22 protein-coding genes are annotated in these 24,648 nt (G+C 61.6%); 14 read left to right on the top strand and 8 right to left on the bottom strand.

The window, feature by feature from the left end; translation table 11 throughout:
• Nucleotides 1–51: 51 nt before the first annotated feature.
• On the top strand, nucleotides 52–1,404 hold the full coding sequence (locus N2600_RS06555; RefSeq protein ID WP_260111114.1) for a glutamine synthetase family protein: 1,353 nt from the start codon (nucleotides 52–54) through the stop codon (nucleotides 1,402–1,404).
• 17 nt (nucleotides 1,405–1,421) lie between these two features.
• Here N2600_RS06555 and N2600_RS06550 read toward each other — a convergent pair whose 3' ends face one another.
• Nucleotides 1,422–2,366: a diacylglycerol/lipid kinase family protein gene (locus tag N2600_RS06550; RefSeq protein WP_017963622.1), complete on the bottom strand. Its 945-nt coding sequence runs from the start codon at nucleotides 2,364–2,366 to the stop codon at nucleotides 1,422–1,424.
• 300 nt (nucleotides 2,367–2,666) lie between these two features.
• On the opposite strand from N2600_RS06550, the gene N2600_RS06545 reads away from it, so the two are divergent.
• On the top strand, nucleotides 2,667–3,893 hold the full coding sequence (locus N2600_RS06545; RefSeq protein WP_260298474.1) for an MFS transporter: 1,227 nt from the start codon (nucleotides 2,667–2,669) through the stop codon (nucleotides 3,891–3,893).
• Here the strand turns inward: N2600_RS06545 and N2600_RS06540 are convergent.
• Complete coding sequence (locus N2600_RS06540) at nucleotides 3,852–4,256, bottom strand: winged helix-turn-helix transcriptional regulator (protein WP_222293147.1); 405 nt, start codon at nucleotides 4,254–4,256, stop codon at nucleotides 3,852–3,854. The genes N2600_RS06545 and N2600_RS06540 overlap by 42 nt on opposite strands.
• A gap of 103 nt (nucleotides 4,257–4,359) precedes the next feature.
• Here N2600_RS06540 and N2600_RS06535 point away from each other — a divergent pair, with 103 nt between their 5' ends.
• Entirely contained in the window at nucleotides 4,360–5,373 is a 1,014-nt protein-coding gene (locus N2600_RS06535) for a zinc-binding alcohol dehydrogenase family protein (protein ID WP_260298473.1), read from the top strand.
• Between the two features lie 306 nt (nucleotides 5,374–5,679).
• Complete coding sequence (mgtE, locus tag N2600_RS06530) at nucleotides 5,680–7,053, top strand: magnesium transporter (protein WP_260298472.1); 1,374 nt, start codon at nucleotides 5,680–5,682, stop codon at nucleotides 7,051–7,053.
• A gap of 24 nt (nucleotides 7,054–7,077) precedes the next feature.
• Here the strand turns inward: mgtE and N2600_RS06525 are convergent, their stop codons facing one another.
• Entirely contained in the window at nucleotides 7,078–7,599 is a 522-nt protein-coding gene (locus tag N2600_RS06525) for an Lrp/AsnC family transcriptional regulator (RefSeq protein ID WP_222293140.1), read from the bottom strand.
• A gap of 97 nt (nucleotides 7,600–7,696) precedes the next feature.
• Here N2600_RS06525 and N2600_RS06520 point away from each other — a divergent pair, with 97 nt between their 5' ends.
• Nucleotides 7,697–8,602 (top strand): DMT family transporter, encoded by a 906-nt coding sequence (locus N2600_RS06520; protein WP_260298471.1) that lies wholly within the window; start codon nucleotides 7,697–7,699, stop codon nucleotides 8,600–8,602.
• A gap of 199 nt (nucleotides 8,603–8,801) precedes the next feature.
• Here the strand turns inward: N2600_RS06520 and N2600_RS06515 are convergent, their stop codons facing one another.
• Nucleotides 8,802–9,416 carry a L,D-transpeptidase gene (locus tag N2600_RS06515; RefSeq protein ID WP_260298470.1) on the bottom strand — a complete coding sequence of 205 codons (615 nt, stop codon included), beginning with the start codon at nucleotides 9,414–9,416 and terminating at the stop codon, nucleotides 8,802–8,804.
• 136 nt (nucleotides 9,417–9,552) lie between these two features.
• The gene (locus tag N2600_RS06510) at nucleotides 9,553–11,217 is read right to left on the bottom strand and encodes an electron transfer flavoprotein-ubiquinone oxidoreductase (protein ID WP_222293135.1); all 1,665 of its coding nucleotides are present in this window, start codon (nucleotides 11,215–11,217) and stop codon (nucleotides 9,553–9,555) included.
• A 251-nt stretch (nucleotides 11,218–11,468) separates the two neighbouring features.
• On the opposite strand from N2600_RS06510, the gene N2600_RS06505 reads away from it, so the two are divergent.
• Nucleotides 11,469–12,257, top strand: coding sequence for an SDR family oxidoreductase (locus N2600_RS06505; RefSeq protein WP_017963613.1), 789 nt, complete (start codon nucleotides 11,469–11,471; stop codon nucleotides 12,255–12,257).
• Nucleotides 12,258–12,267: 10 nt separating this feature from the next.
• Here N2600_RS06505 and N2600_RS06500 read toward each other — a convergent pair whose 3' ends face one another.
• Complete coding sequence (locus N2600_RS06500; RefSeq protein WP_222293132.1) at nucleotides 12,268–13,146, bottom strand: phosphotransferase family protein; 879 nt, start codon at nucleotides 13,144–13,146, stop codon at nucleotides 12,268–12,270.
• A gap of 305 nt (nucleotides 13,147–13,451) precedes the next feature.
• Between N2600_RS06500 and N2600_RS06495 the strand changes: the two genes are divergently transcribed.
• The 6 genes from N2600_RS06495 (at nucleotide 13,452) to N2600_RS06470 (ending at nucleotide 20,942) form a co-directional block, all read left to right on the top strand.
• Nucleotides 13,452–14,762 carry an efflux RND transporter periplasmic adaptor subunit gene (locus N2600_RS06495; protein ID WP_222293129.1) on the top strand — a complete coding sequence of 437 codons (1,311 nt, stop codon included), beginning with the start codon at nucleotides 13,452–13,454 and terminating at the stop codon, nucleotides 14,760–14,762.
• Nucleotides 14,759–17,875, top strand: a complete 3,117-nt coding sequence (locus N2600_RS06490) for an efflux RND transporter permease subunit (RefSeq protein ID WP_170261273.1) — start codon at nucleotides 14,759–14,761, stop codon at nucleotides 17,873–17,875. Before N2600_RS06495 ends, N2600_RS06490 begins: the two co-directional genes overlap by 4 nt.
• A gap of 228 nt (nucleotides 17,876–18,103) precedes the next feature.
• A complete protein-coding gene (locus N2600_RS06485; protein WP_170261272.1) occupies nucleotides 18,104–19,396 on the top strand; it encodes an Hsp70 family protein in 1,293 nt (430 codons plus the stop codon).
• A 68-nt stretch (nucleotides 19,397–19,464) separates the two neighbouring features.
• Entirely contained in the window at nucleotides 19,465–20,361 is an 897-nt protein-coding gene (locus tag N2600_RS06480) for a uracil-DNA glycosylase (protein WP_222293119.1), read from the top strand.
• Nucleotides 20,362–20,492: 131 nt separating this feature from the next.
• Nucleotides 20,493–20,684 (top strand): hypothetical protein, encoded by a 192-nt coding sequence (locus N2600_RS06475; RefSeq protein ID WP_017963605.1) that lies wholly within the window; start codon nucleotides 20,493–20,495, stop codon nucleotides 20,682–20,684.
• 99 nt (nucleotides 20,685–20,783) lie between these two features.
• Nucleotides 20,784–20,942 (top strand): hypothetical protein, encoded by a 159-nt coding sequence (locus tag N2600_RS06470; RefSeq protein ID WP_164902133.1) that lies wholly within the window; start codon nucleotides 20,784–20,786, stop codon nucleotides 20,940–20,942.
• Nucleotides 20,943–21,033: 91 nt separating this feature from the next.
• Here the strand turns inward: N2600_RS06470 and N2600_RS06465 are convergent, their stop codons facing one another.
• On the bottom strand, nucleotides 21,034–21,906 hold the full coding sequence (locus N2600_RS06465; RefSeq protein ID WP_162118970.1) for a hypothetical protein: 873 nt from the start codon (nucleotides 21,904–21,906) through the stop codon (nucleotides 21,034–21,036).
• Nucleotides 21,907–22,150: 244 nt separating this feature from the next.
• The gene (locus tag N2600_RS06460) at nucleotides 22,151–23,089 is read right to left on the bottom strand and encodes a DMT family transporter (protein WP_162118969.1); all 939 of its coding nucleotides are present in this window, start codon (nucleotides 23,087–23,089) and stop codon (nucleotides 22,151–22,153) included.
• On the opposite strand from N2600_RS06460, the gene N2600_RS06455 reads away from it, so the two are divergent.
• On the top strand, nucleotides 23,088–23,345 hold the full coding sequence (locus N2600_RS06455; RefSeq protein WP_222293116.1) for a hypothetical protein: 258 nt from the start codon (nucleotides 23,088–23,090) through the stop codon (nucleotides 23,343–23,345). The genes N2600_RS06460 and N2600_RS06455 overlap by 2 nt on opposite strands.
• A gap of 90 nt (nucleotides 23,346–23,435) precedes the next feature.
• On the top strand, nucleotides 23,436–24,542 hold the full coding sequence (locus N2600_RS34440; protein WP_222293113.1) for a methyl-accepting chemotaxis protein: 1,107 nt from the start codon (nucleotides 23,436–23,438) through the stop codon (nucleotides 24,540–24,542).
• Nucleotides 24,543–24,648 lie beyond the last annotated feature (106 nt).

Genomic DNA, 24,648 nt, shown 5'->3' with positions numbered 1-24,648 from the left:
TGATATCGATGAGATAGGAGCTTGGCCTTGTCCCGGAGGATTTTCAAGGTCATGGCGAGCGACAGGATGGACGGCAAGGCCGACGGCGGCGATCCGCGTTTCGAGATCTTGATCGTCGGCATGAATGGCGACCTGCGCGGCAAGCAGCTTCCGCCGAGCGCCGAAGACAAGGTCTGGGTCGGCGACATCCGCCTGCCGACCTCGACGCAATCGCTCGACATCTGGGGCGACGACAATGACGACATCACCGGCCTGTCGCTGACGATCGGCGATCCTGACGGCAAGGTCGTCCCCGATCGGCGCAGCCTGGCGCCGATGCCCTGGGCGCCCGAGGGCTCGATGCAGGTGCTCGCCACCATGCACGAATTCGACGGCAGCCCGAGCTTCATGGATCCGCGCGCCATCCTCGCTTCGGTGCTGGAGCGCTATGCGGCGCGCGGGCTGACGCCCGTCGTCGCCACCGAGCTTGAATTCTACGTGATGTCGGGAGACTGGCGCGAGACCGGACGCCCTGCCCCGCCGGAAAGCCTCACCTATCGCGGCGAAGCGAACGGTTTCCAGCTCTACGACATGAGCGCCGTCGACGCGCTCGATGGCTATTTGCAGACGTTGAGGGCCTATGCGAAGGCGCAGGACCTGCCGGCGGATGCGACGACGGCGGAATTCGGTCCAGGCCAGTTCGAGGTCAACCTGCTGCACCGCGCGGATGCGCTGGCTGCCGCCGACGATTGCCTCTATCTCAAGCGCATCGCCGAACAGGCGGCGCGCCGCCACGGGCTGAAATCGACCTGCATGGCCAAGCCCTATTCCGAACATGCCGGCTCCGGTCTGCATGTGCATGCGAGCATCATCGACGGGCAAGGCCGCAACATCCTCGATGCCAGGGGCGGCGAGCCGAAGCTCATCAAATCGGTGATATCAGGCCTGCTCGACACCATGCGCGCGGCGCAGCTGATCTTCGCCCCCTTCGCCAATTCCTACCGGCGCTTCCAGCCCGGCTCGTTCGCGCCTGTCGATCTGACTTGGGGCAGCGGCCATCGCGGCACGGCGATCCGCATCCCCGACAAGGATGGACCGGCCGCACGCATCGAACACCGCGTCGCCGGCGCCGATGCCAATCCCTATCTGCTGCTGGCGGCGATCCTCGGCGGCATGCTCACCGGTCTCGACGGCGATCTCGACCCCGGCGAAGAGACGACGCCCTCGCACACACCGGCGAATACGGCGCGACTGACGCATGATTTCCTGAGCGCCGTCGACACCTTCCGCACCTCGCCCTTCATCGCCGATATCTTCGGCGCGCGTTATCAGGCGCTCTATGGCGACACCAAGCGCAAGGAGGCGCTCGCGCATCTGCGCACCGTTTCGGATTTCGACTACCGCACCTATTTGCCGCGGCTCTGAAATTACGCGGGGCCGACTTACGCGGCGGGCTCGCGGCGTTCGTCCGCATTCACTTGAGCGGCGAGACCCTGCTTGACGAGAACCTTCAATTCGCCCGGATGCAAGCGGATCGAGACGTCCCGTTCGAGCGGCAGCAGCTCGCCGTCCATGACGCAATTGGCCTTGGAGCGCAGTTTGGGGAAATGCAGGTGCACTTCGGCCGGGTGCATCACCATGACATCGGCATTCTCGCGGACCTTGCCGCGCAGCATGTCGATGGCGAGACGGGCGACGCCGAGAGGCTTCAGCGGATTTGCCGTGTAGAAGCCGAGTTCGCCGCTCGTCAAATTATCGGCGTAAAGCAACGCGTTCTCGCCAAAGGGATTGTTGGAGACTGAGATCGCCGACACTCTGCGGCGCTCGCGCATGCCGGCAGCCTCGAACTCGACCTCGAATTCCGGGGGATTGAAGATGACGCCCAAAGCCGCCTTCGTGCTCGCCCGCATCTTGCCTAACCGAGAACGATAGCTGTAGGCGTTGCGGTAGCGCACCATGCGGGCATGCAGGCCGGCGGAAAACTGGTGGATGAAGGGCCGGCCGTTGGCGCTGGCGATATCGACATTGTCGATCTCGCCGGAGGCAAGCACATCGAGCGCCTGCCAGATATCGAGCGGCACACGCAGCGAGCGGGCAAAGAGGTTCATCGTGCCGGCCGGCACGACGCCGAGCGCAATGCCGTTTTTCCAGGCGATCGATGCCGCCGCCGAAATCGTGCCGTCGCCGCCGCCGGCGACGATGCCGTCGATATCATCGCGCTTGGCCGCCCGCTCCATGGCAGGAATGATTTCCTTTCCGGAGAAGACGATCGCGTCGAAATCGTGCCCCGCTTCGCGGAAAGCCGCCTCCGCCCTCTTCTCATAGGCCGGCATGTCGGTGGTCTTGAAGGTCCCGCCGTCGCGATTGAAAAAGCCTACAAGCTTCATAAGAGCTCCCGTCTCGGGCGTGGAAATGCTCCTGCCTCGCCCCTGAGATGGTTGCGATACCGGCTATTTCAAGCGCAGCCATTTTTCCTGGCAAAGGACAGAAATGCAAAAATTGCAATAGACGTATGCAGATAGCAGGACGCTGCACTGCAAAAATTGCACTCGACGGCAGCCGAGACCTCACGGATAGATGGCCTATCGGAGACATCGTCTCCACCTCCCGCCATTCCCACCGATCGGCTCGCGGCTGCGCCTGCGCCAGGGGTCATTGCCAAGCAGAAACCGCCTCGAGGAGCTCTCGTGAGTGAGATTGCCGCCAATATTTCAGTCGATAGCCAGGATGAAGCGCTGCCGTCGGCAATGACCGTGGCGCTGGTTCAGCTGGCGCTCGCCTGCGGCGGCTTCGGCATCGGCACCGGCGAATTCGCGATCATGGGGCTGCTGCCCAACGTTGCAGATACCTTCTCGGTCACCACGCCGCAAGCCGGTTACGTCATCAGCGCCTATGCGCTCGGCGTCGTCGTCGGCGCGCCGGTCATTGCCGTGCTCGCCGCGAAGATGGCGCGCCGCACGCTGCTTTTGATGCTGATGCTGATCTTTGCCGCCGGCAATATATCAAGCGCCATGGCGCCGACCTTCGAAAGCTTCACGCTGCTGCGCTTCGTCAGCGGCCTGCCGCATGGCGCTTATTTTGGCGTCGCGGCCCTTGTCGCCGCCTCGATGGTGCCGGTGCATCGCCGCGCCCGTGCCGTCGGCCGCGTCATGCTCGGCCTGACCGTTGCGACACTTCTCGGCACGCCGTTGACCACGTTCTTCGGCCAGTCGCTCGACTGGCAGGTGGCGTTTTTCTCGGTCGGCGTGCTCGGCCTGCTGACGGTGGCGCTGATCTGGTTCTACGTTCCGAAGGACAGGGTTTCCGAGGAGGCGGGGTTCCTCCGCGAACTCGGCGCCTTCCGCCGGCCGCAGGTGTGGCTGACGCTCGGCATCGCCGCCGTCGGTTACGGCGGTATGTTCGCGATGTTCAGCTATATCGCCTCGACGACGACTGAGGTGGCGTTGCTGCCGGAAACGGCCGTCCCGATCATGCTGGTCCTCTTCGGCGTCGGCATGAATGCGGGCAATTTCATCGGCTCGTGGCTCGCCGACAAATCGCTGCTCGGCACGATCGGCGGGTCGCTCGTCTATAATATCATCGTGCTGACCACCTTCTCGCTGACCGCGGCCAATCCCTATATGCTGGGGCTTTCCGTTTTCCTCGTCGGCTGCGGTTTTGCCGCCGGCCCGGCGCTGCAGACGCGGCTGATGGATGTCGCCGCCGACGCGCAGACGTTAGCTGCCGCTTCCAACCATTCCGCCTTCAACATCGCCAATGCGATCGGCGCCTGGCTCGGCGGCCTCGTCATCGCCGGGGGTTACGGTTTTGCGGCAACCGGTTATGTCGGTGCAGTACTATCCTTCCTCGGCCTCTTCGTCTTTGCAGCCTCGCTACGCCTCGAGCGCCGCGACCGGAGCGCGCAGGCCGTCTGAGGCCAGGCGCAGTTCGCGGCCTTCCGGGCTGCAAAAGACATAATCGTCTCCCCAGACGGCCAACGCCTGGATGACCGGCTTCAGCGTCATGCCGAGCGGCGTCATTGCATATTCGACCCTCGGCGGCACAACCGGATAGACGGTGCGTGATACCAGACCGGATTCTTCCAGTTCCCGCAGCTGCTTGGTCAGCATGCGCTGGGTCACGGCCGGCAGCTTACGCCGCAATTCATTGAAGCGCAGGGTTCCTTCCATCAGATGAAAGAGGATGACGCCCTTCCACTTTCCGTCGAGGTAAGTCAGCGTCGCTTCGACCGGGCAGCCGGGAAAATTCTTGACGAGCTTGGCGCGCGGCAATGACATTTTACAGTATCCTTTTGGGTACTACGTACAGAATTTGTGCATTCTTGCGTTGTCGGACCATAGTGCGCATCTAGCTTCCGTGCAACGAACACAGGAGTTTCCCATGCGCGCCGTCGCCTATAAAACGCCCCAGCCGATTTCCGCCGAGACCTCGCTGATCGATGTCGAGCTGCCGATGCCGGAGGCCAAGGGCCACGATCTGCTCGTCGAAATAAAAGCCGTTTCGGTCAATCCCGTCGATGTGAAGGTGCGCGCCCATTCCGCACCGCCCGCGGGCGAGTTCAAGGTGCTCGGCTGGGATGCCGCCGGCATCGTCAACGCCATCGGCGCCGATGTCACCCTGTTCAGGCCCGGCGACGAGGTGTTCTATTCCGGGGTCATCAGCCGCCTGGGCAGCAATGCCGAATTCCATCTCGTCGACGAGCGCATCGTCGGCGCCAAACCGAAGAGTCTCGATTTCGCTGCTGCGGCCGCCCTGCCGCTGACCTCGATCACGGCCTACGAAGCATTGTTCGACCGGCTGAAGGTACAGGACGCGGTTTCGGGAGCGGGACGCTCCATCCTGATCATCGGCGGCGCCGGCGGCGTCGGCTCGATCGCCATCCAGATCGCCCGGGCATTCACCGACCTGACCGTGATCGCCACGGCCTCGCGGCCGGAAACGCAGGACTGGGTGAAGGAACTCGGCGCGCATCACGTCGTCGATCATTCCAGGCCGATCGCACCGCAGGTGGCGGCGCTTGGCATCGGCACGCCGGGATTCATCTTCTCGACCACCAATACCGACAGCCATATCGGCGACATCGTCGAAGCGATTGCGCCGCAGGGCCGCTTCGCGCTGATCGACGATCCGAAGACGCTCGACATCGTGCCCTTCAAGCGCAAGGCCGTCTCCGTTCATTGGGAGCTGATGTTCACCCGCCCGCTTTACGGTACACCTGACATGATCGAGCAGCACAAGCTGCTGAACAGGATTTCCGAGTTCGTCGACGCCGGAAAGATCCGCAGCACGCTTTCAGAGATCGTCGGGCCGATCAATGCGGTAAACCTCAAGACGGCGCATGCCATGGTCGAAAGCGGCAGGATGAAGGGCAAGGCGGTGCTTGCAGGGTTCTGAGATCGATTCGGGCCAGCAAGGTCTACAAGCCACCCGCCTGGCCATACCCGCCTGGAATGCCGCATCGCGGGTGCGACATTCTGGCGTTAAGCATTTACTCCGCTTGACTTTTTCTGCATTCGGGACCACCTAGCATTCACGTGGATGACACTCGTCAGCCACGGATTTCAACGGAGCCATCATAACGATGCCAAGCGACAGTAGCAGTCGATTGCCTTTGCCGTACGCGGCCCTCGTGCGCTGACCGACTCCTGTCGGCTCGCCCGATCGGACGCTACGGCGGATCGACGGAAAGGCGAGCCTCAAATGAACATCAGTCGCTTCCCTCTTCGGGCAGGCCATGCCGCCCGTGCCTTCATCAACAACAGCCGCGGCGCAACGATCGCCGAGCGCGTCGAATCGTTGAACGCGCTGAGCGTCCAGGACGCCGGGCGGGTGCTGACCGGCATGCCGCTCGACTATGCGGTCAACATTCTCGACCGGCCGGAGCTTCGCAACGCCGCACAGATCCTTGCGCTGATCAGCGCCGAGGACGCCGCGCGGCTGCTGCACGGCATGTCCAACGACCGCGTCGCCGACGTGCTGCTCGAACTCGACGGCGAGACCCGCGCCCGGCTGTTCTCCAGCCTCGACGAACCGGTGCGCATCGCCATCCAGCACCTGATGGGCTATCCGCCGCGCACGGCCGGCGGCATCATGACGACGGAGTTCGTCAGCGTGCCTGACAGCTGGACCGTTGCCCGGACGCTCGATCATGTGCGCCAGGTCGAACGCTCGCGCGAGACCATCTACGCCATTTATGTGCTCGACGACGTAAGCCATGCACTGATGCATGTGGTGACGCTACGCCGCCTCATCACCGGCGAGCCCGACGCCTCCATTCTGTCCGTGGCTCAGAAGGGCGTGCCGGTTTCGGCCGATCCGCTGATGAAGCAGGAGGATGTCGCCCGGCTGATCCGCAAGCACGACCTGCTCGCCCTCCCCGTCACCGACGAACATGGGCAGATGCTCGGCATCGTCACCGTCGACGACGTGATCGACACGATGATCGCAGACACGACGGAAGCGGCCCAGAAGTTCGGCGGCATGGAGGCGCTCGGCCAGCCCTACATGAAAATCAGCTTCGCCGGCATGATCCGCAAGCGCGCCGGCTGGCTCGCCGCCCTGTTTCTCGGCGAAATGCTGACGGCGAGCGCGATGCAGCACTTCGAAGGCGAGCTGGAAAAGGCCGTGGTGCTGACGCTGTTCATCCCGCTGATCATGAGCTCGGGCGGCAACTCGGGTTCACAGGCGACGTCGCTGATCATCCGGGCGCTGGCACTCGGCGAACTGAAGCTTTCGGACTGGTGGAAGGTGCTTTTGCGCGAACTGCCGACCGGCGTCGTCCTCGGCGCGATCCTCGGCCTGGTCGGCTTCATCCGCATCGTATTCTGGCAATCGGCCGGGCTCTACGACTACGGCCCGCACTGGCAAATGGTCGCCGTCACGGTCTTTGCCGCCCTGATCGGGATCGTCACCTTCGGCTCGATCTGCGGCTCGATGCTGCCTTTCGTGCTGCAGAAGCTCCGGCTCGATCCGGCCAGCGCCTCAGCCCCCTTCGTCGCCACGCTGGTCGACGTCACCGGGCTCGTCATCTACTTCTCGGTGGCGCTGCTCATCCTCAGCGGAACGCTGCTCTAAACCCGCACGCAAGCCCGAGGGGAATTATTTTCCCTCGGGCAGCTTCAACGGCCCATGCGTCTTCATGCTGCGGATGGCGAAGTTCGAGCGGATGTCGCTGACATTCGGCAAGGTCAACAGCGTTTCCGTCAGAAGCCGTTCGTAGGCGGCGAGATCCTCCACCACCACTTCGGCGAGGAAATCGGCCGTGCCCGAAATCAGGAAGCAGGAGACGATCTCGGGGATGGCGAGCAGCGCCTTCTGCTGCGCCTCGGAATTTTCGCGGCTGTGCTGGACGACCTTGAATTCGACGAAGACGGTGAGGCCGAGACCGACCTCCTTGCGGTCGATATCCGCCGTGTAGCCGCGGATGATACCGGAGCGTTCGAGATTGCGGATGCGGCGCAGGCAGGGCGACGGTGAAAGGTTCACCGTCTCGGCGATCTCGACATTGGTGGCCCGCGCATCCTCCTGCAGGCACTTCAGGATGGCGATATCGAATTTATCGAGATTTGGCATTTTCGCGATCCCCATTGGCCTCGATTGGCAGAAGATTGCGCATAGCATGATTTTAGAGCTAGAGATAGCAAGGACATGCGTTGGGCTCTGGCGCTAATCTTTTCTTCAACCGGACAGGCTCCGGATGAAGGAAAGGACTAAGACGATGACCACCATTGCATTTTCCAACGACAAGTCGCCGTCGCAGGTACTGGGTTATGCCGGCGGCACCATTACCGTGCTGATCTGGGCGACATGGTTTCTCGTCACCCGCCACAGCGCAGCAACACCGCTCGGCTCGATCGACATCGGGCTGATCCGCTTCGGAATTCCGGCTCTGGTGCTTTCGCCTGTCTGGCTGAAGACGGGGCTGCTGCCGAAGGGCCTGCCGCTTCACCTACTGGCGATCATGGTGTCCGGTTCCGGCGCCGTCTTCTTCCTGCTGACCACGCTGGCAATCCATTCGACGCCGGCCGCCTCCTCGGGGATTCTGCTCGGCGGCTCGATGCCGCTCGCCGCGGCGCTGATCGGAATCGCGCTGTTTCGCGAAAGACCCGACGGCACACGCATTGCTGGGCTCGTTGCGATCGTCGCCGGCGTGCTGATCCTCCTCACGCAGAGCCTTGCGGACGCCTCGCTGCCTTGGACGAGCTTCGTGCTGCTGCCGGCCGGCGCCATTCTCTGGGCGAGCTATACGCATGCCTTCCGCCGCTCCGGCTTGACCTCCGTGCAAGCGAGCGCCCTGATCGCCGTCTGGTCCTTTCTGATTATGGGCACGCTGGCCCTCATCTTCGGCATCTCGCTGCCGCAGGCTCCGCTTCACGAGATCGGCCTGCAGGTGCTGAGCCAGGGCGTTCTTTCCGGTCTCGTCGCCATGGTCGCCTACGGCACCGCCGTCAGAACACTCGGCGGAACACAGGCTGCCGCCTTCACGGCGCTGACGCCCGTGCTTGCAACCCTCGGCGGCGGCTTGCTGCTTGGCGAAGCGATCGGCATGACGGAAATCAGCGCCGCCGTGATCACCGGCATCGGTGTGGCGCTTTCGACGGGTATCGCCGCACCGCGCCGCTGAAATCCAACACCAACAGCAGATGGAAAGCCGGCTGCAGCCATCGCTGCGGCGGCTTTTTCAATGGAGAGGGCGTCCTAGAACTTTTCCGTTTTTCTTCGAATCACGGAAATGCTCTATCTCTTTGTTTTCCCACAATTCCGGACCGAAAACCGCTTCGCACTTTTCCTGGAATTCTCTAACCGAGCTTGGAACGGACACGTCAGGCCTGGATGACGACGACCCTGGCGCCGACTTCGACGCGGCTATAGAGGTCGATCACGTCGTGGTTTATCATGCGGATACAGCCGCTCGACATGGCAAGACCGATCGATTGCGGCTGGTTGGTGCCATGAATGCGAAAATGCGTATCGTTGCCGCCGCGGTAGAGATATATCGCCCGCGCACCGAGCGGGTTGTTCGGGCCGCCCGGCATGCCGCCGGCAAGCTTGCGATAGCGCTCTTCGCGGCGCTGCATGTTTTCGGTCGGCGTCCAGCTCGGCCACTCGGCCTTGCGGCCGATATAGGCGTTACCGGCAAATGCCAGCCCCTCGCGGCCGACACCGACGCCATAACGCATCGCCCTGCCGTCGCCGAGGACGTAATAGGCGCGGCGCGCAGGCGTGTCGACGATCACGGTGCCGGCAGCATGCGTGGTTTCGTAGGCCACTTCCTGGCGGCGAAGTTCCGGCTTGATCTTGTCGATCGGCACCTGCCCCAAGGGGAATTTTTCATCCGGAAGTGCGGCGTAATTCGTCTGGCTGTTCAGGCCGGTCGAAGAGCAGCCGGCCACGAAAAGCGGTAGAGCGATCAGGAAGCCCCGGCGCGAGATCGTCATGAATGTGTCCTTAGTGCGTCAACATGATGTCGCAAGCTAAGGAAATTATGGTTAACGAACGGCTAACAGCCTCCGGCAGGAGGCGATCACGAAGGCGTCAGCACGCAAGAATTGTCGACCGCGAGGACAATCCGCCTCACATATTCGGATAGACCGGCCCCTCGCCGCCCTGTGGCGGCACCCAGTTGATGTTCTGGTTGGGGTCCTTGATGTCGCAGGTCTTGCAGTGCACGCAGTTCTGGGCGTTGATGACGAAGACGTCTTTGCCGTCTTTCTCCACCCATTCATAGACGCCGGCCGGACAGTAACGCGTCGACGGGCCGGCATAGATGTCGTGTTCCGAACTCTTCTGCAGCGCCATGTCCTTGACCTGCAGATGAACCGGCTGGTCTTCCTCGTGATTGGTGTTCGACAGGAACACCGAGGACAGGCGATCGAAGGTCAAGACGCCATCGGGTTTCGGATAGGCGATCGGCTTGTGCTGCGAGGCGGGCTCAAGCGATTGGGCATCGGTCTTGCCGTGCTTCAGCGTGCCGAAGAAGGAGAAACCGAGGAGCTGGTTCGTCCACATGTCGAGCCCGCCGAGCGCTACGCCGAGTGCCGTGCCGAACTTCGACCACAGCGGCTTGACGTTGCGTACACGCTTCAAATCCTTGCCGATGTCGCCCTTGCGCCATTCATTCTCGATCTCGATCACGTCGTCATGGCTGCGGCCTGATACGATCGCCGCGGCGATCTTTTCGGCCGCCAGCATGCCCGACAGCACCGCATTGTGGCTGCCCTTGATGCGCGGCACGTTGACCAGACCGGCCGAACAGCCGATCAGCGCCCCGCCGGGGAAGGAGAGCTTCGGCACCGACTGGTAGCCGCCCTCGGTAATGGCGCGAGCGCCGTAGGACAGCCGCTTGCCGCCCTCGAAGGTGGTGCGGATCGCCGGATGCGTCTTGAAGCGCTGGAATTCCTCGAAGGGATTGAGATAGGGGTTCTTGTAATTGAGGTGGACGACGAAGCCGACGGCCACCAGATTGTCTTCCAGATGATAGAGGAAGGAGCCGCCGCCAGTCTTCATGCCGAGCGGCCAGCCGAAGGAGTGCTGCACCAGGCCCGGCCTGTGGTTTTCCGGCTTGACCTGCCAGAGCTCCTTGATGCCAATGCCGAATTTTTGCGGCTCACGGTCTTTCTGCAGATCGAACTTGGCGATCAACTGCTTTGCGAGCGAGCCGCGCACCCCCTCGCCGATCAGCACATATTTGCCGAGCAGTTCCATGCCGCGGGTATAGTTCGGGCCGGGCTCGCCGTTCTTCTCGATGCCCATATCACCGGTCGCAACACCGATGACGGCGCCCTCGTCGTTGTAGAGCACTTCGGTTGCAGCAAAGCCTGGATAGATCTCGACGCCGAGTTCTTCGGCCTTCACCGCCAGCCAGCGACAGACGAGCCCAAGCGAGACGATGTAGTTGCCGTGGTTGTTCATCAGCGGCGGCATCAGCACATTCGGCAGGCGAACAGAGCCGGCCGGGCCAAGCAGCAGGAAGTGATCGGCGCTGACCTCGGTCTTAAAGGGATGATCGGCCTCGTCGCGCCAGCCGGGCAGCAGCCGATCGATACCGATCGGATCGACGACGGCGCCAGACAGGATATGCGCGCCCACTTCCGCACCCTTCTCCAGCACGACGACGGAGAGCTCCGGATTGACCTGCTTCAACCGGATCGCCGCCGCAAGACCGGCAGGACCTGCGCCGACGATCACCACGTCGAATTCCATGCTCTCGCGTTCTGGCAGCTCAGTCGTCTCGGTCATTCACTCGTCTCCGCTTGGCGGCACGCGGCCGTCATCCCGTCATGGCACTTTCTTGTCAAAACGAGAAAGCATTGTCGAGCCGGGATACGACAGCCAATCTTCCAATTCGCACAATGATGACGCCTCGTGAGGCAGAATTGCATAACGCTTACGTCAACATCAATTATCAAACATCCCCAGTCCGGTCACATCCCCTTTCCTTTTCCGCCGCTTGCGCCTTATACATCGCTCGACACTATCGGAGGACAATCATGGATCTCGGCATCAAAGGCAAACGGGCACTCGTCCTCGCCTCTTCGCGCGGCCTCGGCCTCGGCATCGCCGTGGCGCTGGCGCGGGAGGGCGCAAACGTGCTGCTCTGCGGGCGCAGCGGCGAACAGCTGGAGGCCAATTGCAAGGCGATCAATGATGAAGGCAACGGCCGGGCCAACTGGATCTGGGCCGATCTCGGGGACGAACGCTTCGTCGAGATGACGACGACGGCGGTGAAGGAGAAGTTGGGCGGGCTCGATATCCTCGTCAACAATACCGGCGGGCCGACGCCCGGCACCACGGAGGAGATGACGGGCGAAAAGCTCGAAAGCTATTTCCTCTCCATGGTCGTGCGGGTGATCACGCTCACCAATGCGCTGCTGCCCGGCATGAAGGCGCAGGGCTGGGGCCGCATCCTGACGGTTGCCTCATCCGGCGTGATCGAACCGATCGCCAACCTGGCGCTGTCGAATACGCTGCGCCCGGCCCTTGCCGGCTGGAGCAAGACGCTTGCCTCCGAAGTGGCGGGCTTCGGCGTCACCACCAACCTGCTCTTGCCCGGCAGCATCCTGACGGCGCGGCTCGACGATCTCGACGGAGCGGCGGCAAAGCGGACCGGCAAGAGCCTCGACGAGATCCGTACCGACAAGGAGGCGCGTATTCCGGTCGGCCGCTACGGCAAGGTCGAGGAATTCGCCGCAACGGCTGCCTTCCTGTGCAGCCAACCGGCAAGCTACATCACCGGCTCGCTCATCCGCTGCGACGGCGGCGCGGCACGATCCGTCTGACCATTCCCTCTCAGCCGACGCGGACCGCCGTCGCCCATGTCGCCACACTTCGGATCATCTGTTCGACGTTCGCCGGATCGTCCGCAAGTTCGGCGAGCTCGGACAGACGATGGAAGCCGGTCAGGATCGCAATGCGCCGCCGGTCGAGCCTGCGTCCGGTCAGCATTTCATAGGCCGATATGATGCGCGCGGTCAGATCGGGCGAGATGAAGTTCGAGTAAATGAATTCCTGGTGCAGCGGGCCAAAGCCGGAATCGGCGAAATCGTAAATGCCGTTCAGCCTCCTTTGCGCATGATCGAAGGCCATGTTCCAGCCGTGACCGTCGAAGAAGCCGTAGATGTTGCCGTAGGGATCGGGAGGCAAGGCTTCGAAATCCGAAATAATGGCCTGCGCAAAACTCCTGATGTCAGGCGGCAGCAACGGCAAAGCCTTTATTCGCACCGTCTCGGGCAATTGCCATGGCTGGATTGCCCCGGCACCCGCCGAGCGTATGCGATCGGCATCGAGCACATGCAGCTCGGCGTAAAAACGCGCGAGATCTTCCGCGAGGCGCTGACGATCGCTTGCGCCAAGCGCATCGTAATCTTCGGCAATGAGATGTTCGCCCTCGATCTTGGTATGGCTGGAGAAGATCGGCGGCCCGTCGTGAATGCGCATGTCGGGAACCGCCATCGACAGCGACGGTCGAACAATGTCGAGCAAGGCGGCTTCTTTCACAAGCGCTCTTTCCGCGCCGAGATTGCGGGGAAATTTGAAGATCAGCGTGTCATCGACGTCGACGGCAAGCGAATCCCAGCCCCTGGCCGCCAGCTTAAAGACGGAGGCCGTCAGTTCAGGAAACACGCTTATTATGAGAGAGCGAAATTCGCTGGTGTCCAACTCGGTCATGACGACCTGCCTTCTTGGTTTTTCCCATGTTCTTCCCGTGCGCTGAACGGCAGGCGGATCGACATCGCCTTCTGCCGAACCGCTTGCGTCGCTTCCGCCAAACGGCATTGGGTAACACTGAGGCTATATTAGTACAGTTTGAATATTACGGAATATTCATTACAAAAATTTAAGCCGTTATAACCACTTAGTGATCACACCCCCGGGAATTATGTCTTTTTTGAGCCGCAATATAAGTGGCTTAATCGGGGTATAATATTCGCAACCTTGCTCCCCGCAACCTTGCCCAAACACCGGTCTCGCCCATGAAGAAATTTTGGATCACCGTCAGCGTTATCGCAGTTGCCGCCGTCGGCGTCTGGCAATTCGGGAATCTGGTCCCTTATGCCTCCCGCATTCCCTACCTCTCGCAGTTCATCAAGCAGCCGGAAGCCGGCAATGTCGGCGGGCAGCAGGCGCAGGCCGATCAGGGGCAGGCCAATCAGGCGCAGGACGGTGGGCAACATCAGGGCGGCGGGCGCAGACGCGGCGGCGGGGGCCCGACCGTCGTCAAGACGGTTGCGGCCGTGAAAACGACGCTGCCGATGGATGTGACGGCGACCGGCTGGGCCGATGCCGATGACAACACGACCATCGCCGCGCAGGAGCAGGGTCTGGTCGTCAGCATCGATGCGCCGGATGGGGCGACCGTGAAAGCCGGCGACCTGATCGCCAAGCTCGACGACCGGACGGCCAAGGCGACCGTCGACAAGGACAATGCGATGATCGTGCGCGACGCGGCAACGCTTTCGGAAGCCGAAACCGCATTGACGCGCGCGCAGGATCTCTTCAATCAAAAGGCCGGCACCCAGCAGAGCCTCGACCAGGCGGTTGCCGCCCGCGACACCGCTGCAGCCACTGTTGACGCCGACAAGGCGTCGCTTGCCTCCGATCAGATCTTACTCGAGCACACCGATATCCGCGCGCCCTTCGACGGCCGGCTCGGCGATATCGCTGTCAGCAAGGGTGCATTCCTCAGTGCCGGTGCGGCAATCGTCACCATTGCCAAATACGATCCGATCTATGTGAAATTCCACCTGCAGGAGCGCTATCTGCGGGAGCTGAAGAGTGCTTTGGCAAGCGGTCCGGTCAAGGTCAGCACGGCTCCCAATTCCACCAAGGGCAAAATCCGAAAGGGCGAGATCAGCTTCTACGACAATACGGTCGATACGGCCTCGGGCACGATCCTCGCCAAGGCGAAATTCGAAAATGCCTCCGGCGCGCTCTGGCCCGGCCAGTCGGTCAACATCGTCGTGCATTTCAACAATGACGAACAGCAGGTGGTGGTGCCGACGGTTGCCGTCAGCCCCGGCCCGGAGGGTTTCTTCGCCTTCGTCGCCAAAGACGGCAAATCGCATCTGACGCCCGTCACCATTGCCCGCGCAAATGGCGGCTTCACCGCCATAGAATCAGGTCTTCAGGCAGGCGATCATGTCGTCGTCGAGGGCCAGGGCCAGCTCAGCGACCAGCAGGCGATCAACGAGCAGTTCGACGAAAAGGCGCTGGATGTCGCCTCCGCCGAAGCGCCTCGGCAACAGCAGCCCTCCGAGACGATCGCGGTGGGAGCTCAGCAATGATCCCGAATTTCTGTATCCAGCGCCCCGTCGCAACGACGCTGCTTGCCATCGGCGTCATTCTGGCCGGTCTTGCCGGTTATCAGCTCGTACCTGTCGCGGCGCTGCCGCAGGTCGATTTTCCCACCATCAACGTTTCGGCGCAGTTGAGCGGCGCCTCGCCGCAGACGATGGCGACCTCGGTTTCGACACCGCTGATCAAGCAGTTCGAGACCATTCCCGGGATCACTGAAATCAGCGCCTCCAGTTCGCTCGGCAGCACCAGCATCGTGCTTCAGTTCGACCTCAGTCGTAATATCGATGCGGCCGCAGCCGACGTGCAGGCCGCGATTTCGCATGCCACCCGGCAACTGCCCGACAATCTGACGACGCCGCCGAGCTATCGCAAGACCAACCCCGCCGATGCGCCTGTCATGCTGCTCTCCGTACAGAGCAACACTATGCCGCGCAGCAAGCTTGACGAGATCGCCGAGAACATCATCTCGCCGTCGCTATCGACACTTCCCGGCGTTGCCCAGGTCAGCGTCTACGGTGCGCAGACCTATGCCGTGCGCGTCGAGGTCGATCCCAACAAGCTTTTAACCCGCGGCATCGGCATCGATACCGTCAACAAGGCGCTCGCTGCCGCCAACAGCCAGCAGCCTGTGGGAACGCTGCAGAATAATTCACAGAGCATGACGATCACGGCGAATACCCAGCGCACCAATGCCGAACAATTCCGCTCGCTCGTCATTGCCAATCCGAACGGTGCACCCGTCCACCTTGGCGATATCGCCGATGTGCAGGACAGCGTTCAGAACCAGTATACGGGCAGCTGGTATGACGGCCAACGCGGCATCATCCTCGCCATCCAGCGTCAGCCAGATGCCAACACGGTCGATGTCGTCGATGCGATCAACGCCAAGCTGCCGCAGCTTCACGCCGAAATTCCGCCTTCGGTCAACACCGTCGTCATGAACGATGCCGCAAAACCGATTCGCGATGCCATCTCCGACGTGAAGTTCACGCTGCTGCTGACGATCGGCCTCGTCGTTCTCGTCATCTACCTCTTCACCGGCCATGCCACAGCAACCATCATCCCGGGGCTCGCCGTTCCGCTGTCGCTGATCTCGACCTTCGGCATGATGTATGTGCTGGGCTACAGCATCGACAACATCTCGCTGCTCGGGCTGACGCTCGCGGTGGGGCTCGTGGTGGACGACGCGATCGTCATGCTCGAAAACATCCTGCGCCATGTCGAAGAAGGCATGCCGGTGCGGGAAGCGGCGATCAAGGGTGCGGGCGAAGTCAGCTACACCATCATTTCCATGTCGGTGTCGCTGATTGCGGTGTTCATCCCGATCCTGCTGATGGGCGGCGTCGTCGGCCGCGTGTTCAACGAATTCGGCATGGTGGTTGCCATCGCCATCATCTCCTCGGCCATCGTCTCGCTAACCGTGACGCCGATGCTCGCCTCACGTCTGTCCAACCACCAGAGCCGCCCGCCGCTCCTCATCCGCATCTTCGATGCCGGCTTTGAACGGACGCTGCGCGGCTATGACAGGGCTGTCGGCTGGTGCCTTCAGCATCGCCTGACGATCCTCGGGGTTTTCCTCGGCTCGGTGGCGCTAACGATCTATTTCTTCATGGCGCTGCCGACGAGCTTCTTCCCGCAGGAAGATATCGGCCGCCTGACGATCAGCACACAGGCCCGGCAGGACATTTCCTATTCCGCCATGGAGGCGCTGCAGCAGCAGGCGGCAGCCGCCGTCAAGGCGAACCCGGCGGTCAACCACGTGATGTCGACGATCGGCGGCAATCCCAACAAACCACAGAACAACGGCTCGATGTTCGTCGAACTCAAGGACAAGAAAGAGCGTCCGCCGCTAGATCAGACACTGCGCGAGCTGCGCACGGCGATCAACAAGATCCCAGGCGTCCAGGCCTTCGTGACGCCGAACCAGAGCTTGCGCTTCGGCGGCCGCCAGACCGCGAGCCAGTATCAGCTGGTGGTGCAGGCGCTGAGTGCGGATCAGACCAACCTCTGGGCCGGCAAGATTCAGGCGGCGATGCGCAAGGAGCGGCTGTTCACCGACGTGACATCGGATGCCCAAAACAACGCCCTGCAGGCCAATATCGTCATCGATACCGAGCGGGCAGCCGCCTACGGGATCGACAACGACACGCTACGCACGACGCTGCAGGAATCCTTCAGCGGATATCCTGCCGCGGAAATCCAGTCGACCGGCGACAGCTACGACGTCATCGTCGAATACGATACCAGCAAACCCTGGGACGATCAGAAGCTCTCGGAGATCCGTGTCGCCTCTGCCAATGGCAGCCTGGTGCCGCTTTCGAACTTCGCGCATGTGCAACGCACCACCGGGCCAGTCACCATCAACCAGACGGGCCAGCTGGTTTCGACCACCGTTTCCTTCAACCTGCCGGAAGGCGTCTCGCTCAGCGATGCGACGGCGGCAATCGACCAGATCAAGAAGGACATCAGCGTGCCGGCAGACGTCTTCACGTCCTATGGCGGTACGGCCGAGATCTTCCAGCAGTCGCAGGGCAATACGCCCTATCTGATCCTGGCGGCGGTGCTGACTATCTATGTCGTGCTTGGCGTGCTCTATGAAAGCTTCATCCATCCGCTCACCATCCTTTCCGGCCTGCCGGCCGCAGCATTCGGCGCACTGCTGGCCCTTAAGATCGTGGGCTTCGACCTGTCGATCATCGCCCTCATCGGCCTGCTGATGCTGATCGGCATCGTCAAGAAGAACGCGATCATGATGATCGACGTGGCGGTGGAGACCATGCGCACGAGGGGCGAAAAGGCGACGCCTGCGATCCACGAAGCCTGCGTGCGACGCTTCCGGCCGATCATGATGACGACCTTCTGCGCCCTGCTCGGCGCCCTGCCGATCGCGCTCGGCACCGGCGCAAGCTCGGAACTGCGCCAGCCGCTCGGCATCGCCGTCGTCGGCGGCCTGATCGTCTCGCAGATGCTGACGCTCTTCATCACCCCCGTCATCTTCGTCGAGATGGACCGCTTCGGAAACTTCCTCGGCCGGCTGACTGGCCAGAAGAAGGTCGAGGAGCCGGAGTTGCAAGAGGCAAGGGCGATGGCCGCCGAGTAACGGCGGTCTGCAAGCCTCGGCAGTGCTGACTTGCCTTGCGACGACCCTCTTCGCCCGCCAGGGAGAAGAAAGGAAGGCAGCGTAGCTACGAAACATATAGGCTCTTAAATCCCCTTGAATGTGTCACGCCCCTGTGGCATCACCCGCCCTCCTGAATCCGGGCGTCTCACGCCCTTTTGCGGAGCGATGCTCCGTCTCCAATAACAATCGGCATGAAGAGGTGCGAGCATGGCTCAGGCGCTGGGTTTCGACTTCGGCACGACGAATACGGTTCTCGCCATGGCGGACGGCGGGACGACGCGCTCGATGGCGTTCACGAGCACGGAGGGTACGGCAGACAGCATGCGCACGGCGCTTTCCTTCATGAAGGATGCCCAGCTCGGCGCTTCCGCACTGAAGGTGGAGGCCGGCCATGCGGCGATCCGCCAATTCATCGACAATCCCGGCGAGTGTCGCTTTCTGCAGTCGATCAAGACCTTTGCGGCGAGCGCGCTGTTCCAGGGCACGCTGATCTTTGCCAAGCGGCATAATTTCGAGGATCTGATGGAGGTCTTCGTGCGGCGCCTGCGCAACTATGCCGGCGACAACTGGCCTTCAGACGTCAGCCGCATCGTCACCGGCCGACCGGTGCATTTTGCCGGCGCCAGCCCCGATCCGGCGCTGGCGACCGAACGCTACACTGAGGCGTTGTCGCGCTTCGGTTTTCCCGAGATCCACTATGTCTATGAGCCGGTCGCCGCCGCCTTCTACTTCGCGCAGAACCTAAAGCGGGATGCCACCGTGCTGGTCGCCGATTTCGGCGGCGGCACGACCGACTATTCGCTGATCCGCTTCGAAACCGTCGCCGGCAAGCTGACGGCAACGCCGATCGGCCATTCCGGCGTCGGCGTCGCCGGCGACCATTTCGACTACAGGATGATCGACAACATCGTCGCGCCGATGATCGGCAAGGGCAGCCATTTCAAAAGCTTCGACAAGATCCTCGAAGTGCCGTCCAACTACTATTCCAGCTTCGGCCGCTGGAACCAGCTGTCGATCTTCAAGACGACGCGCGAATTCGAGGATCTGAAGAAGCTGGTGCGCACCAGCCTGGAGCCGGAAAAGCTCGAAATCTTCATCGACCTCATCGACCATGACGAGGGCTACCCGCTTTATCAGGCTGTGTCGGCGACGAAGATGGCGCTGTCGGCCTCGGAGGAAGCGCCTTTCGATTTCGCGCCACTCGGTCGCGGTGGACATCGCAGCATCAAGAGGAGCGATTTCGAAGGCTGGATCGCCGACGATCTCGCCCGCATCGAAGGCGCGCTCGACGACGTGCTCGACAAGACCGAAACGAAGCCTGCGGAGATCGACAAGGTGTTCTTGACCGGCGGCACTTCCTTCGTGCCGGCGGTGCGCCGCATCTTCACCGAACGCTTCGAGCGCGACCGGATCGAAAGCGGCGGCGAACTGTTGTCGATCGCCCATGGTCTGGCGCTGATCGGCGAACGCGACGACATCGCGCAATGGACTGTGCAATAGCGAAGACAAGGGCGGGCAATCTGCCACCCGCCCTTTCAATGCCCCTGTCACTCCGCTAGACTTGCCGCATGATCTCCGCCAACGACCTTTCCCCCGCCGAGCTTGCAGCGCTTCTGCATTTCCATGCGGATGCCGGCGTGGAATGGCTGCTGGAGGAAGAGGCGATCGACCGCTTCGCCGAGTTCGAGGCGATGAAGGCCGCCCGCCGCCCGGCGGCGGCGGCGGCGCAGCAGCAACCTGCCGCTGGGGAACGCCCTGCGGGTCAGGCACCGCCGCGTCCGAATGCAGCGGCCCGCCCAGCGCCTGCCGAACGCGCAGCGCCCGGCCCACAACCTGCGATCCCTGACGGCGAGGCGGTGCAGCAGGCGCGGTTCGTCGCCGAAACCGCGCGATCGCTTGTCGAACTCAAGACCGCGATCGAAGCCTTCAACAGCTGCAACCTCAAGCACAGCGCCCGCTCGACGATCTTTGCCAGCGGCGATGCCGAAAGTGGGATCATGGTGATCGGCTCGGCGCCGAGCGCCGAAGACGATCGCGAGGGCATGCCCTTCTCGGGGAAATCCGGCCAGCTGTTCGACAAGATGCTGGCGGCGATCGGGCTGAAGCGCTCAGCCATATTGCTGACGCAGGTCATCCCCTGGCGCCCGCCTGGCAATCGTGCGCCCTCGGCGGCGGAAATGGACATCTGCCGACCCTTCATCGAGCGGCAGATCGCACTTGCCGAACCGAAGGCGATCCTGCTTCTCGGCAATTTTTCGGCGCGTTTCTTCTTCGGCGAAAACGATACGATTCACGGCCTGCGCGGCCGCTGGAAGGAGATTGCCGTTGCGGACTGTGTCATTCCTGCCATAGCCAGCCTGCATCCGCAGGATCTGTTAACCGCACCTGTAAACAAGCGGCTGGCCTGGAACGACCTGCTGGCCTTTCAGGCGAAGCTTAAGTCCCTCTCTTTGCTTAGAAATTAGCCAAAGTTGAATAATTTATGAATCAAGCTATGCATTGCTCGCATGGCTGCAACCCGTCATGACGCATTGCGGAATTAATGCTGCATTGCAATATGAGCTGTGTCTTGGGAGGAATCACAGGAACCAAGGCCATGAGCAAACGTTTTCGTCCTATCCATAGCGGGTTTGAAACCCTTCGCCTCGCCGGCGACCAGGTTCGTTCCACTCAAGGCTACAGCCGTTTCGGCTTTGCCACGAACGAACAGATGATTGCCCGCGGCACCGGCATCAACAGCCGCACGGCGCGTCCGAACGCCATTTTTTCGGACTTCCAGCAGTATTGAGCAGAGACTCAAAGTGTTGCAGCGTCCTTTGCGCCTCTTAAAAAGACGCGCAGCGCTGTAGGCGCATCGCCTGCCCTTTCGTGTCAAGAGTACCCCGACATGTCGACGATCCTGATATCGCTTCTGCGCAACATCGAAACATTCGAGCATATCCGCGTTGCCGTCTGCGCCGCGCGGGAATATGAGCGCGAACTCTCGGTCAAGCCGGCCGATGCCGGATCCCGCATTGGCGCAGGTACAGCGGCGATCGTTCTCTAGAACATTTCCGAGTCATGGAAATGCTCTATCTCTTTGTTTTCACGCATTCCGGACGTAAAACCGCTGCGCACTTTTGCTGGAAGTGCTCTGGTCAGATCGCCATTTCCTCGATCTGGGCCTTCGCCCATTCGAAGGCTTCGTCGACATAGGCGAACTTGACCGCCTGCCAGGCGCAATATTCCTCGACAAAATCCCGCGATATCCAAAGATGCGTCTTGCGCGGTTCGTCATACCAGCCGACGCAGCCGCGTTGCGCCGCCTTTGCCAATAGCCGTTGCAGATGGGTGCGCGACATCATGAAATCGGCGGCGAGCGCACGGGTTTCGACGCGGCCGACCGACAATCTCCTCGGCTCGCTGCCTTCCATATCCATCCGGGCGATGAAATTATCGACGACGAGGCCGCCGGCTTCCGTCCAGAGGAACAGCGCCACCTGTTCCGGCGGTTCGCGCCAGGCGGCATCTTCGAGGCAATGGCGGGCAATGCGCGGCTGAATGAGCCGCATCACTGATGGATTTGCCTGGAAAAAGGCTGCCCTTTGACCGCCGTCGAGCAGGTCGAGCGCACCGAGATTGGAGAAAAGCCAGGCAAACATCCCCTGATGGCTGACATCGGCCGGTTCGAAATGACGTGGCCGCCGCCGCTCGTCGCCGGGCGTGTGGGTTATGAAGCGGTAGGTATAGAGTTCTTCGATGAAGGCGAGCACCGTGTTGCGGCTCGCGACCTTGTGTGCGGTGATGCGCCCGGTCAGCCGCACGGCGGTGAAACCCGACGTCGGGTCGCGCGGATCATATTCCAGGTGGAGGGCATAGGCAGTCTGGGTCAGAACCCAGCGTTGATGAGAAGCGAGCAATCGCGCCAGCCGCGGACCGGCATCGAACATGCCGCGCATCTGCCCAGCCAAAAAGCGAATGCTCATCAGAAAGGAAGAGTTCCCCACCAATTGCTCCGCTGTGAATGCCATTCTGCTTTTCTCCACCTCCGCTCGCTGGCCAGCGTTCGGAGCAACGATACCGAGAGCTCATCCGGCATCAGCGGCCATTCAGACATGCACAGCTTGGAATAAATGATACTCTCTCATCTTCAACAATCATATTCCACAGGCCGACGGTATCCCAAGAATTCACCACTCTTTTCAGTCGTTGAGAGCAAGTTTCAAGCCACCGCAATCCCCGCGTTAAAACCTTGATAACATGCGCCTGTCGCTCTCAGGCTTGCGGCGTCGTGGCCTTGCGCGCCTCTCTCTGCTCGATGCCCAGCTGATGCTCGCGATAGATGATGAAGATGCCGGCGGCGATAACGATGACGGTGCCGATCAGCATGGTCACGCTCGGCACGTCGCCGAAGACGAAATAGGCGACGATGCCCCCGAGCAGGATCGACGTATATTCGAACGGCGCGATGGTGGAGACATCGGCATGGCGATAACTTTCCGTCAACAGGATCTGCGCGACGCCGCCGCAAAAACCGGCGGCGATCAGATAGAGCGCTGTCGGCCATGGCAGGATGAGCCAGCCGAAGGGAAGAGAAGCCAGCGAGAAGACCGAGGCGGTGATCGAGAAATACAGCACGATCGTCGCCGTTTTCTCCTCTTCGACGAGGCGGCGCACCTGGATCATCGCCATGCCGCCAAGAACGGCCGAGAACAGCACGCAGAGCGCGCCGACGGCCTGTTCGGCTTCCATGCCGCCGTCGCGAAACAGCGTGAGTTTCGGCCAGGAAACGATGGCGACGCCGACGATGCCGACCAAGACGGCGCTCCAGCGATAGATGCGCACGGTCTCGCCGAGGAAAACGGCGGCGAAGATGACGGCGACGAGCGGCAACGCGTAGCCAAGCGCGATCGCCTCCGGCAGCGGCAGATGCAGGAGGCCGTAGAAACCGAAAGCCATCGACAAGATGCCGATCGTGCCGCGCTTGAGGTGACCGATTGGATTGGCCGTGTAGAAGGCGGCGCGCAACTGCCTGTTATAGGCCAGATAGGCCATGATCGGGAAGAGCGCGAAGAAGGACCTGCAGAAGGTGACCTGACCCGGCGGAATGTCCGAGCCCGCCAGCTTGATGAAGGTCTGCATGGCCAGGAAGACCACGACCGACGAGACTTTCAGCGCAATGCCTCTCATCGGGTTTCTGAGAACCGAGTGCATGATCCTGGCTCTTGATACTGACTTAACCGGAACGGGGGACGCGTTCGACTCGGGAACGCAACGGGTGACGGCTTCCATCGTAGCGAAAGAAAAACCCGATTGGCGAAAAAATCGCGAGCAAGGCGGGAGAATCGCAAATCGCCTTTCAGCCTCGGGCTCAATCGTGCCGTATCTGCGCCATAGCTCCGAAATCACCCTCTTTTTAGCCATTCCCCCTAAAATGTTCGCCTCTGACTGCTCAGCGTTAACCAATTGAAAACCATAGGCAAGCATCGTTTTTTATCGCTGATCTCGAAATTTTCTTCACCGCACAAACAATTCCCCGCTCCTTCCAGGATCATGTTTGATGAAGCCGCTTAGCGCCGAAACCATTGCCCAGTCGCAGAATGCGACACCGCGGTCCATGCGCGTCGTCACCGACGGCATCAGCACCGACCTCGAGCGCTTCAGCGCCGACAACACCCATATCGTCAAGCAGATCAAGCTGCTGGCAATCAATGCGCTGATCGAGGCGGCCAGAGCCGGCGAGACTGGAAAGGGTTTTGCCGTCGTTGCCAACGAAGTGCAGCGGCTGGCGCAGATCGCGACCGACATCACCGGCAGGTTCGAGAGCAACGTGCTCGGCCGCATCGGCCTCAGCCGCGCCATGGCCGATTCGCTGGTCGAAGAGATGGAGGGCGTTCGCCTCACCGATCTGGCGCAGACGCTGGTGCAGCTCATCGTCCGCAATCTCTTCGAGCGCACGGCCGATGTGCGCTGGTGGGCGACGGACCCATCACTCTGGCAGGCGCTGCAGAACCAGAGCCGGGAAACCGCCGCCTTTGCAGCGGAGCGTCTCGGCGCCATCAACCGCTTCTACACCGTCTATCTCGATCTCGTCATGACCGATCTCTCGGGCAAAGTGGTCGCATCCGCCAATCCCAAGTTCCAGCGCAAGCTCGCAGGCATGAGCCTTGCCAGCGATCCGTGGTTCCGCGCAGCGTCGGCCTGCTCCTCCGGCGACGCGTACATTGTCGACGACGTCAAAGCGAGCCCGCTGCACGATAACAGGCATGCGCTCGTTTATGCCACAGGCATCCGCGAAGAGGGCAAGCTCGACGGGCGGCTGGTCGGCACGCTCGGCGTCTATTTCGACTGGCAGAACCAGGGCCAGGCGATCGTCGAGAAAGAGGCGAACCTGCCGCCGCAGCTGGCGGAAAGAACGACGGTCATGCTGCTCGACGGCAAGAGCCGGGTCATCGCCACCACCAATCCCGCCTTGTTGTTTTCCCATTTCGCGCTCGCCAATCCGTCCGGCCAGGCGAAAGGCAGCTACTACGACAATAACGACTCGATCGTCGCCTTCGCGCACACTCTTGGCTACGAAGATTACGACGGGCTCGGCTGGTACGGCGTCGTCGTCCAGCAGACCGAAAACGACGCGACGATCAAGGCCGCACTCAATCTGAAGTAGCGGCATTTTCCCGCTGCTGCGTTCATCCGTTGCCAATAAGATATTTTGCCCGCAAACTTGGTGTTCGCGGGCAATTTGCTTTAAGTTTAGTTCAGACTTTAATGTA

The organism is Rhizobium sp. WSM1274 (genome assembly GCF_025200775.1).
In the GTDB taxonomy this organism is placed as follows: Bacteria; Pseudomonadota; Alphaproteobacteria; order Rhizobiales; family Rhizobiaceae; genus Rhizobium; species Rhizobium leguminosarum_I.
Note: the sequence above shows the minus strand (reverse complement) of the source record. Positions and strands in the feature narration are given on the sequence as shown.

Bases quoted from the DNA above. Each gene is read 5' to 3' on its own strand.
- N2600_RS06470 (WP_164902133.1), top strand. From the start codon at position 20,784: ATGTCGACGATCCTGATATCGCTTCTGCGCAACATCGAAACATTCGAG.
- N2600_RS06520 (WP_260298471.1), top strand. From the start codon at position 7,697: ATGACCACCATTGCATTTTCCAACGACAAGTCGCCGTCGCAGGTACTG.
- N2600_RS06510 (WP_222293135.1), bottom strand. From the start codon at position 11,217: ATGACCGAGACGACTGAGCTGCCAGAACGCGAGAGCATGGAATTCGAC.
- N2600_RS06475 (WP_017963605.1), top strand. From the start codon at position 20,493: ATGAGCAAACGTTTTCGTCCTATCCATAGCGGGTTTGAAACCCTTCGC.
- N2600_RS06550 (WP_017963622.1), bottom strand. From the start codon at position 2,366: ATGAAGCTTGTAGGCTTTTTCAATCGCGACGGCGGGACCTTCAAGACC.
- N2600_RS06495 (WP_222293129.1), top strand. From the start codon at position 13,452: ATGAAGAAATTTTGGATCACCGTCAGCGTTATCGCAGTTGCCGCCGTC.
- N2600_RS06480 (WP_222293119.1), top strand. From the start codon at position 19,465: ATGATCTCCGCCAACGACCTTTCCCCCGCCGAGCTTGCAGCGCTTCTG.
- N2600_RS06535 (WP_260298473.1), top strand. From the start codon at position 4,360: ATGCGCGCCGTCGCCTATAAAACGCCCCAGCCGATTTCCGCCGAGACC.
- N2600_RS34440 (WP_222293113.1), top strand. From the start codon at position 23,436: ATGAAGCCGCTTAGCGCCGAAACCATTGCCCAGTCGCAGAATGCGACA.
- N2600_RS06485 (WP_170261272.1), top strand. From the start codon at position 18,104: ATGGCTCAGGCGCTGGGTTTCGACTTCGGCACGACGAATACGGTTCTC.
- N2600_RS06525 (WP_222293140.1), bottom strand. From the start codon at position 7,599: ATGCTATGCGCAATCTTCTGCCAATCGAGGCCAATGGGGATCGCGAAA.
- N2600_RS06465 (WP_162118970.1), bottom strand. From the start codon at position 21,906: ATGGCATTCACAGCGGAGCAATTGGTGGGGAACTCTTCCTTTCTGATG.
- N2600_RS06455 (WP_222293116.1), top strand. From the start codon at position 23,088: ATGATCCTGGCTCTTGATACTGACTTAACCGGAACGGGGGACGCGTTC.
- N2600_RS06555 (WP_260111114.1), top strand. From the start codon at position 52: ATGGCGAGCGACAGGATGGACGGCAAGGCCGACGGCGGCGATCCGCGT.
- mgtE (WP_260298472.1), top strand. From the start codon at position 5,680: ATGAACATCAGTCGCTTCCCTCTTCGGGCAGGCCATGCCGCCCGTGCC.
- N2600_RS06460 (WP_162118969.1), bottom strand. From the start codon at position 23,089: ATGCACTCGGTTCTCAGAAACCCGATGAGAGGCATTGCGCTGAAAGTC.
- N2600_RS06505 (WP_017963613.1), top strand. From the start codon at position 11,469: ATGGATCTCGGCATCAAAGGCAAACGGGCACTCGTCCTCGCCTCTTCG.
- N2600_RS06500 (WP_222293132.1), bottom strand. From the start codon at position 13,146: ATGACCGAGTTGGACACCAGCGAATTTCGCTCTCTCATAATAAGCGTG.
- N2600_RS06540 (WP_222293147.1), bottom strand. From the start codon at position 4,256: ATGTCATTGCCGCGCGCCAAGCTCGTCAAGAATTTTCCCGGCTGCCCG.
- N2600_RS06490 (WP_170261273.1), top strand. From the start codon at position 14,759: ATGATCCCGAATTTCTGTATCCAGCGCCCCGTCGCAACGACGCTGCTT.
- N2600_RS06515 (WP_260298470.1), bottom strand. From the start codon at position 9,416: ATGACGATCTCGCGCCGGGGCTTCCTGATCGCTCTACCGCTTTTCGTG.